Source organism: Mesorhizobium sp. B2-6-4 (genome assembly GCF_006441495.1).
In the GTDB taxonomy this organism is placed as follows: Bacteria; Pseudomonadota; Alphaproteobacteria; order Rhizobiales; family Rhizobiaceae; genus Mesorhizobium.
The window spans coordinates 125633-132355 of record NZ_VFUE01000016.1 but is presented as its reverse complement, the minus strand read 5'-3'; the positions used below and the strand labels follow the sequence as shown (position 1 = coordinate 132355).

Below are 6723 nucleotides of genomic sequence, written 5' to 3'. Positions count from 1 at the left end.
CCGATATCTACACCGGCACGCCGCGCTTCACGCTCGGTATCCCCGAATATGCCGACGGGCTGAATTTCGTCGCCGTGGCGGTCGGCGTCTTCGGCATCGCCGAGATCCTTCGCAACCTCGAAAACGAGCATGAGCGCTCGGTGATGATCCGAAAGGTTTCCGGCCTCATGCCCACCCGCGACGACTTCAGGCGCATGGCGGCGCCCATCGTGCGCGGAACGATCATCGGTTCAGCGCTCGGCATCCTGCCGGGAGGCGGCGCGATCCTCGCGGCCTTTGCCTCCTACACGGTCGAAAAGCGCGTATCGAAAAACCCCGAAGAATTCGGCAAGGGCGCGATCGCAGGTGTCGCCGGGCCGGAATCGGCCAACAATGCCGGCGCGCAGACCTCCTTCATCCCCATGCTGACGCTCGGCATTCCAGCCAATCCGGTCATGGCGCTGATGATCGGCGCGATGATCATCCAGGGCATCGTGCCCGGCCCGAATGTCGCGACCGAACAGCCGGCGCTTTTCTGGGGCATCATCGCCTCCATGTGGATCGGCAACCTGATGCTGATCGTCCTGAACTTGCCGCTGATCGGGCTCTGGGTGAAGCTGCTTACGATCCCCTATTACGTGCTTTTCCCGATCATCATGGCGTTCTGCTCGATCGGCGTTTACAGCGTCAACACCAATGTCTACGACCTCTACGCCGTCGCCTTTTTCGGCTTCCTCGGCTATCTCCTGACCAAACTGCGCTGCGAACCCGCGCCCCTGCTGCTCGGCTTCGTGCTTGGCCCCCTGCTTGAGGAAAATCTCCGCCGGGCCATGATTCTGTCGCGTGGCGATCCCAGCGCCTTCGTGACGAGACCGATCAGCGCCGGCCTGCTCCTCATCGCGCTCGCCGTGCTCGTCATCGTCTTCCTGCCCGCGGTCAAGAAGAAGCGCGAAGAGGTGTTTGTGGAGGAGAGTTAACTTATTGAATTCCGCTCGCTTCCTCGAGCGGAGCGATCTCGACCAGCGGCGCCGGCACGCTGGTCGTCTTTTCCTGCGCCTTGCAGAGGTCGGCGATGACGCAGGCCGGGCAATCCGGCTTGCGCGCCTTGCAGACGTAGCGGCCATGCAGGATCAGCCAGTGATGCGCGTGGCGCATATATTCGTCGGGAATGATCTTCAACAGCCCCTGCTCGACCTGGTCGGGCGTCTTGCCGGGCGCCAGTCCTATGCGGTTGCCGATGCGGAAGATGTGCGTGTCGACGGCCATCGTGTGCTGGCCGAAGGCCATGTTGAGCACGACATTGGCGGTCTTGCGCCCGACCCCCGGCAATTTGACCAGTTCGTCCCGGCTGTCCGGCACCTCGCCACCATGATCGCGAATCAATGCCTGCGACAACGCGATGACGTTCTTGGCCTTGTTGCGCCACAGACCGATGGTCCTGATATAGTCGCCGACCCTGGCCTCACCCAGATCCAGCATTTTGCGCGGCGTATCGGCGATCTTGAACAGCGCCCGTGTCGCCTTGTTGACGCCGGCGTCGGTCGCCTGCGCCGACAGCACGACGGCCACCAGCAGGGTGAAGGGGTTTACATGTTCGAGCTCGCCCTTCGGCTCCGGCCGCTGGACGGCAAAGCGCCGGAAAATCTCGTGCACCTCCGCCGGACTGTAGAGCGTTCTGGATCGGGCCGGCCTGGGGCTCGGCTTGGCGTTCGAGCCGTCGCGCCGTCCAGGCGGTGGCTTCTTTTCGGATTGTGCGGGTACTTTGGACTTGGGGCTTGCCATTTCCTTCCTATAATATCCAGATATGAACGACACAAATGCCTCGTTCCAGGCGGACGAACCCTTCTTCAGCGCCTTGCTGACCCCGCACCGGTCGCTGGGCAAGACCGGCTTCGCCGTGCTGATGGTCGCGCTGCTGTTCGGCTGGCTGGTGACCGGGGCTTTTTTCCTGTCGCGCGGCGCCTGGCCGGTTTTCGGCTTCTTCGGTCTGGACGTTGTCGCCGTCTACATTGCCTTCCGCATGAACTACCGTGCCGCCCGCGCCCGCGAGGAGGTGTCGATCTCGCGCACCAGTCTCGATATCCGCAAGACCGCGCCGTCGGGAAAATCGGAAGCGCACCGCTTCAACCCGTTCTGGGCGCGCTTTTCGGTCGCCCGTCACGCCGAAATCGGCATCACCCGGATGGCGGTCGAGGCGCAGGGACAAAACGTGGCGATCGGCGGCTTTCTCGACCCCGATTCCCGCGAAAGCTTCGCCACCGCCTTTTCACGTGCGCTCGCCACCGCCAAGGCGCGCTAGCCGAACAGCTTGCGTCCGGACCGCGTCGAACAAGGGTACGACGTTTCAGAAGCGATAGCGCAAAAGCCTGCCGATCTTGCGCAGTGCGGGAATGTATTTCCAAAGCCGAACGAACAGCTGCGCGGGCCAGCCCATGCGGGCGGCGTGTTCAGGTCCATAGGCCGGAATGTCTTCGATGAATCGCAGCTTCGGGACAGCCAGTTCCAGTTCGCGCGGATCCTCGATCGCCCAGTGGACCTCGGCGCCTGTCGCCCTGATCGCCGGATTGAGGCGCAGCAGCTTCAGGCCGAAACCGCTGTAAGCGTCGAAAATCAGGTCGCCGCCGGCAAGATGTATGACCAGGCGCGAGAACAGGCGGAACCCTTCCTCGGCCGGGAGATAGGGCGTCAGCCCCTCCGCCACCACGATGGCCGGTCGGTTGCGGGGCACTTCAGCCAGCCAGTCCGGCTCTGTTACCGACGAAGCGATGAGGCGATAGCGGTCGCGCGGCGGGTAAAGCTTGCGCCTGAGTTCAATGACTTCCGGATAGTCGACATCGAACCAGTCCACGCCTGGCGGCGGATCGACCCGGAAGATGCGCGTGTCGAGCCCGCACCCCAGATGCAGCACGATGGCATCAGGATTTCTGGCCAAAAACTCCTCGACGCGGACGTCCAGCGTCTTTGCCCTGATCGCCAGGCCGATGCCGAGATTGCTGTCGACCTTGAGTCTTGAGAAATCATAGTCGATCTTACGCACCGCCTCGTCGGCGAAACGATCCCCAAGCAGCGAATGGGGCATCCGGCTTTCCAGCGCCTTGCCGTAGAGCGTCATCAGCAAGGTTTCTTTCGCGCCGGCGAGATTTACCTTTTCACCCGCCATGGCGACTCCTGGGCTCGAAAACCAGAGTTTATCTGGGTATGCGCCGCAAGAAGGCAAGTTTCGGGTGGTGATCGGCGCCCCAAGGGCTGATATTCCGGCTCAAGGAGAAGTCCCATGAGTACACAGACAGCAGTCCTCAAGAAGGACATCACGCCCGAAGGCAGCGACTACGAAATCGTGCGCCGCGCCATCGAGAAGATCAGCCTCGACTATCGCGACCAGCCTTCCCTCGAGGAGCTTGCAGAGGAGGTCGGCGAGACGCCGACCGGCCTGCAGAAGCTGTTCACACGCTGGGCCGGCCTTTCGCCCAAGGCTTTCCTGCAGGCGGTGACGCTGGACCATGCCCGCAGGCTGCTCGATTCCGGCATGCCGCTGCTTGAAACATCGTTCGAGCTCGGCATGTCCGGCCCCGGCCGGCTGCACGACCTGTTCGTCACCCATGAGGCGATGTCGCCGGGCGACTACAAGACGCGCGGCGCCGGGCTCACCATCCGCTATGGCTATCATAGCTCGCCATTCGGCACCGCCCTGATCATGGCCACCGACCGCGGGCTTGCCGGCCTCGCCTTTAGCGATCCGGGCGAGGAACGCGCCGCTTTCGCCGATATGTCCAGCCGCTGGCCGAATGCCGTCTATGTCGAGGACATGGCCGCGACCGGTCCCTACGCCGCACGCATCTTCGACCCGACGCTGTGGCGCCCGGACCAGCCGCTGCATGTCGTGATGATCGGCACCGACTTCCAGGTTCGCGTCTGGGAGGCCTTGCTCCAGATTCCGATGGGCAAGGCTCGCACCTATTCCTCGATTGCCGCCAGCATCGGCGCGCCGAGCGCCAGCCGCGCCGTCGGCGCCGCCAACGGCGCCAACCCGCTCTCCTTCGTGGTGCCTTGCCACCGCGCCATCGGCAAATCCGGCGACCTCACCGGCTACCACTGGGGCCTGACCCGCAAGCGCGCCATTCTGGGCTGGGAGGCTGGACAGGTCACCTCTTGAAATCGGGAACGCCGGCAACTTCCGCCGGCATTGTCACGTGGAAAACGACGACGCCCCGCTGACTCGCATGACGCGGCACCGCAGCGCTTGCCATATCGGCATGCACTGGAAAGCAACGATCTTACAGGATAGCTTCCCGCTCATTCATGAGGAGGCATTCCTTGATCATCGTCGTCGGCTCGATCAATCTCGACCTTATTGCCAATGTCGACCGCTTGCCGAGCCCTGGCGAGACGGTGAGCGGCTCCGGTTTCGCCACCGCGCCCGGTGGCAAGGGCGCCAACCAGGCGTTGGCCGCCGCGCGCGCCGGCGCCAAGGTGCGCATGGTGGGAGCCGTCGGCAAGGATAGTTTCGCCGGCGAGGCCCTGGCGCTGCTGCGCCAGGCCAAGGTGGATCTGTCTGGCGTGGGCGAAACTTTTGCCTCGACGGGCACCGCGCTGATCATGGTCGGCGACGATGGCGAGAACATTATCGCCGTGGTGCCGGGTGCCAACGCCTCGGTGCTGCCCGGCGACCTGTCCAAGGCCTTCCCCGGAAAAGGCGATGTCATGCTCCTGCAACACGAGATCCCGCTTGCGACCGTCGAAGCCGCGCTCGATCAGGCAAGCGCGGCCGGTGCCGTCACCGTGCTCAACACCGCACCCTTCCATCGCGACGCGGCCGGCTTGCTCGGCAAGGCCGACTATGTCGTCGCCAACGAGACTGAGTTCGACCTCTATGGCGAGGTGCTGTCGCTGAGCGGGCGCGACCGCGCGGCACGGATGCGCGACTTTGCCGGGAAAACCGGCCGCGCCATCGTCGTCACGCTCGGCGGCGACGGCGTGATGGCGGCGACGCCGACCGATTCCCTGACGGTGCCCGCATTGAAGATCACCCCGGTCGACACGGTTGGTGCAGGCGACACCTTTTGCGGCTATTTCGCCGCCGGCCTGTCGTCGGGCCTGCCCCTCGAACAGGCGCTCGCCCGGGCCGGCGCGGCCGGCTCGCTGGCATGCCTGAAGCCGGGCGCCCAGCCGGCCATCCCGTTGGCCGCCGATGTCGACCAGGCACTCCTGAAATCCCGCTGAGACGACCAGAATGCGCCCCCAGACAAAGCATGCCGCGCCACCGACCGGCGACATCTGCCGCCTGTCCGCCGTCGAGCTGGCCGACGCGATCCGGCAAAGGAAACTTTCGGTACGTGAGGTCGTGACGGCATTCCTCGACCGCGTCGAAGCCGTCAACCCGCTCGTCAACGCCATCGTTTCCTTGCGCGATCGTAGCGATATCCTGCGCGAGGCCGACGCAGCCGATGCCCGTCCGGACCGGGCCGGTGCGCTCTTCGGCCTGCCGATCGCGGTCAAGGATCTCGCAATGACCCGCGGCCTGCGCACCTCCTTCGGCTCGCCGATCTTCGCCGATTTCGTGCCGCAGGAGGACGATTTCTTCGTCGAGCGCATGCGCAAGGCCGGCGCCATCATCATCGGCAAGACCAACGTTCCCGAATTCGGCCTCGGCTCCAACACCTACAATCCCGTGTTCGGCCCGACGCTGAACGCCTTTGATCCAGATTTGAGCGCCGGCGGCTCGGCGCCGCGGTGGCGCTGGCGCTGGACATGGTGCCCGTCGCCGACGGCAGCGACTTCGGCGGCTCGTTGCGCAATCCAGCCGCCTGGAACAATGTCTATGGTTTCCGGCCATCGCAGGGGCTCGTCCCCGGCGGCCCGGACGTCGAGGTCTTTCATGCCCAGATGGGCGTCGATGGGCCGATGGGTCGCAATGTCGGCGACATGGCGCTGCTGCTCGACGTGCAGGCGGGCCATCATCCGCGCGCACCCTTGTCCTATGAGAAACAAGGCTCCTTCCTCGAAGGCCTGCATATGCCCGCCAAAGGCGGCCGTGTCGCCTGGCTCGGCGATCTGGGCGGGCATTTGCCCATGGAGCCCGGCATCCTCGAGCTCTGCCAGGCCGCGCTCGACCGCTTCGGGGAGGCCTCGTTCAAGGCCGAGGCACTGGTGCCGGATTTTGATTTCGAGGCCTTGTGGCAGGCCTTCGTGACGTTGCGCCAGGCAAGCAGCGGCTGCGCGCTGAAAGTGCATTATGACGATCCTGCCAGGCGCGCCCTGTTGAAGCCCGAAGCCGTCTGGGAGGTGGAGAACGCGCAACTCCTGACGGCGCCTCGGATTCGCGCCGCCTCGGTCGTCCGGACGTCCTGGTACCGGACGCTGCTGTCGCTGTTCGACCGCTTCGACCTGATTGCATTGCCGACCGCGCAAGTCTTTCCGTTCGACGTCGGCACCCATTGGCCGCGCGAGATCGCCGGCCGGCCGATGGACAGCTATCACCGCTGGATGCAGGTTTCGGCGCCCGCCACCATGGGCGGCTGCCCGGCCGTCAGCGTGCCGGTCGGCTTCGAGGCCAGAGGCCGGCCGATGGGCATGCAACTGATCGGCCGGCCGCGTGGCGACATGGCTGTGCTGAAGGCGGCGGCGGCCTATGAGACGACACTGCCGTGGCCGTCCGGCGCCTGAATCCGGTGCATCTGCGTATCGCGCGGCTCCATGTGCCGGCTTGCACCGGCATCGCCGCCATGCATTGATTGTGGCGCCGCA

6 protein-coding genes and 1 pseudogene are annotated in these 6723 nt (G+C 64.9%); 5 read left to right on the top strand and 2 right to left on the bottom strand.

Going from position 1 to position 6723, the window contains the following annotated elements; all coding sequences use genetic code 11:
• Positions 1 to 956 (top strand): tripartite tricarboxylate transporter permease (locus tag FJ426_RS22200; protein ID WP_181171842.1); only part of this gene is annotated, 956 nt, incomplete at its 5' end.
• Between the two features lies 1 nt (position 957).
• On the opposite strand, the gene nth is transcribed toward FJ426_RS22200, so the two are convergent.
• Positions 958 to 1761, bottom strand: a complete 804-nt coding sequence (nth, locus tag FJ426_RS22195) for an endonuclease III (protein ID WP_140560249.1) — start codon at positions 1759 to 1761, stop codon at positions 958 to 960.
• Positions 1762 to 1783: 22 nt separating this feature from the next.
• On the opposite strand from nth, the gene FJ426_RS22190 reads away from it, so the two are divergent.
• A complete protein-coding gene (locus FJ426_RS22190; protein ID WP_140500184.1) occupies positions 1784 to 2278 on the top strand; it encodes a DUF2244 domain-containing protein in 495 nt (164 codons plus the stop codon).
• Between the two features lie 45 nt (positions 2279 to 2323).
• On the opposite strand, the gene FJ426_RS22185 is transcribed toward FJ426_RS22190, so the two are convergent.
• Positions 2324 to 3139, bottom strand: coding sequence for a class I SAM-dependent methyltransferase (locus FJ426_RS22185; protein ID WP_140558411.1), 816 nt, complete (start codon positions 3137 to 3139; stop codon positions 2324 to 2326).
• Between the two features lie 114 nt (positions 3140 to 3253).
• Between FJ426_RS22185 and FJ426_RS22180 the strand changes: the two genes are divergently transcribed.
• The 3 genes and pseudogenes from FJ426_RS22180 to FJ426_RS22170 all read left to right on the top strand — a co-directional run bounded on the left by FJ426_RS22180 (position 3254) and on the right by FJ426_RS22170 (position 6642).
• Complete coding sequence (locus FJ426_RS22180) at positions 3254 to 4132, top strand: bifunctional helix-turn-helix domain-containing protein/methylated-DNA--[protein]-cysteine S-methyltransferase (RefSeq protein ID WP_140500187.1); 879 nt, start codon at positions 3254 to 3256, stop codon at positions 4130 to 4132.
• Positions 4133 to 4293: 161 nt separating this feature from the next.
• Positions 4294 to 5199: a ribokinase gene (locus FJ426_RS22175; RefSeq protein ID WP_140558410.1), complete on the top strand. Its 906-nt coding sequence runs from the start codon at positions 4294 to 4296 to the stop codon at positions 5197 to 5199.
• A gap of 10 nt (positions 5200 to 5209) precedes the next feature.
• Positions 5210 to 6642 (top strand): annotated as a pseudogene (locus tag FJ426_RS22170) (amidase).
• Positions 6643 to 6723 lie beyond the last annotated feature (81 nt).